A 2,379-nucleotide genomic window follows, 5' to 3' on the forward strand; every position below is an offset into this window, starting at 1 on the left:
CACCCGCACCGGCAGCCCCGAGTCCTGCACGGCCCGCACGAAACGCGCGGCCGGCCGCGCGTGCAGACCGTCCGGCGCGGCCACCCTGACCCGGCGTTCGGGCATCTCCGGTACCTCCTGTCCTCACCGTCCGCGCGCGTCGCGCGCCTCACCACGGGCCCCGATCGGGGCCGCGAGCCGTAGGCTTGCCGTATGCAGAGCCCGTCGGACCGTCACGAGTACCCCGCACACTGGGAAGCCGACGTGGTGCTCCGCGACGGCGGCATCACCCACGTCCGGCCCATCACCGAGGACGACGCGGAACGCCTGGTCAGCTTCTACGAGCAGGTCTCCGACGAGTCGAAGTACCTGCGCTTCTTCTCGCCGTACCCGCGCCTGTCCGCCAAGGACGTCCACCGCTTCACCCATCACGACTACGTGGACCGGGTCGGCCTCGCCGCCACCGTGGGCGGCGAGTTCATCGCCACCGTCCGCTACGACCGGGTGGACGCCGACGGCATGCCCGCCTCCGCGCCCGCCGACGAGGCCGAGGTCGCCTTCCTGGTCCAGGACGCGCACCAGGGCCGCGGGGTCGCCTCCGCGCTGCTCGAGCACATCGCCGCTGTGGCCCGGGAACGAGGCGTACGCCGCTTCGCCGCCGAGGTGCTGCCGGGCAACACCAAGATGATCAAGGTGTTCACGGACGCCGGGTACGCCCAGAAGCGCAGCTTCGAGGAGGGAGTGGTCCGCCTCCACCTCGACCTCGAACCCACCGACCGCTCGCTCGCCGTCCAGCAGGCCCGTGAACAGCGTGCCGAGGCGCGCTCCGTGCGCCGGCTGCTCGCGCCCGGGTCGGTGGCCGTGATCGGAGTGAGCCGCACTCCGGGCGGCGTCGGCCGCGGCGTGCTGGAGCACCTGCGCGACGGCGGCTTCACCGGCTCGCTGCACGCCGTCAACGCCGCCTTCCCCGCGGACCTCACCGACGTCGACGGTGTTCCCGCGTGCCGCTCGCTGGCCGAGGTCGACGGACCCGTCGACCTCGCCGTGGTGGCCGTGCCCGCCGACCGGGTGCCCGAGGTGGTCGACGAGTGCGGGGCGCACGGGGTGCAGGGGATGGTGGTGCTCTCCGCCGGGTACGCCGAGCTCGGCCCCGAGGGGCTCGAGCGGCAGCGCCGACTCGTGCGTCGCGCCCGCGGGTTCGGCATGCGCGTGATCGGTCCCAACGCGTTCGGCGTGGTCAACACCGCCGACGGGGTCCGCCTCAACGCCTCCCTCGCCCCCGAGATGCCCCGCGCCGGGCGGATCGGCCTGTTCACCCAGTCCGGGGCCATCGGTGTCGCGCTGCTCTCCCGCCTGCACCGGCGCGACGGCGGCGTCACCGGGGTCACCGGCGTCTCCACCTTCGTCTCGGCCGGCAACCGCGCCGACGTGTCCGGCAACGACGTGCTGCAGTACTGGTACGACGACCCGGAGACCGACGTCGCGCTGATGTACCTCGAATCCATCGGCAACCCGCGGAAGTTCAACCGGCTCGCACGGCGGACCGCCGCCGCCAAGCCGCTGGTCGTGGTGCAGGGCGCCCGGCACAGCGGAGTGCCGCAGGGGCACGCCGTGCGCGCGACCCGGCTGCCGCACGACACCGTCTCCGCGCTGCTGCGCCAGGCCGGGGTCATCCGCGTGGACACCATCACCGAGCTGGTCGACGCCGGGCTGCTGCTGGCCCGTCAGCCGCTGCCGTCCGGGCCGCGGGTGGCGATCCTCGGCAACTCCGAGTCGCTGGGCCTGCTCACCTACGACGCCTGCCTCGCCGAGGGCCTCGAGCCGCAGCGACCGCTGGACCTCACCACGGCCGCCACCCCGGACGACTTCCACCGGGCGCTCTCCCGCGCGCTGGCCGACCCGGGCTGCGACGCCGTGGTGGTCACGGCCATCCCGCGCATCGACGAGGCGACCGGCGTCGGGGGCGCCGCCGCCGACGCGGAGCTCGCGGAGGCGCTGCGCACCGCGGGCGCGCAGGCGCCCGACAAGCCGGTCCTGGTCGTGCACGTCGAACTCGGCGGCCTCGCCGAGGCGCTCTCGGCCGCCGCGGTCACCGCGCCCCGGTCCCGGCCCGGCGAGGGCGCCCACCTCGCCGGCGGGACCGAACCGCCGCGGACCCCGGCGGACGCGGGGGGCGAGGAGAAGCCCGAGGAGAGCCGTCAGCGGCTGATCCCCGCCTACCCCGCCGCCGAGCGCGCCGTCCGTGCCCTCGCCGAGGCGGTCCGGTACGCCGACTGGCGGCGGTCGGCGGCGGACTCCGGGAGGGTGCCGGAGTTCGAGGACATCGACGAGAAGGAGACCGCGGCCTTCGTCAGCACCCTCCTCGCCCGCACCGCCGCCCTCGCCCCGGCGGACCCGAGC

Annotated in this window: 2 protein-coding genes; one reads left to right on the forward strand and one right to left on the reverse strand. The window is 75.3% G+C overall.

Going from position 1 to position 2,379, the window contains the following annotated elements; translation table 11 throughout:
* Positions 1–105 (reverse strand): HPr family phosphocarrier protein (locus ACOV8S_RS02340; protein WP_448317323.1); only part of this gene is annotated, 105 nt, incomplete at its 3' end.
* A gap of 87 nt (positions 106–192) precedes the next feature.
* Here ACOV8S_RS02340 and ACOV8S_RS02345 point away from each other — a divergent pair.
* Positions 193–2,379 (forward strand): GNAT family N-acetyltransferase (locus ACOV8S_RS02345; protein ID WP_448315814.1); only part of this gene is annotated, 2,187 nt, incomplete at its 3' end.

This window comes from Streptomyces sp. CO7 (assembly GCF_053474865.1).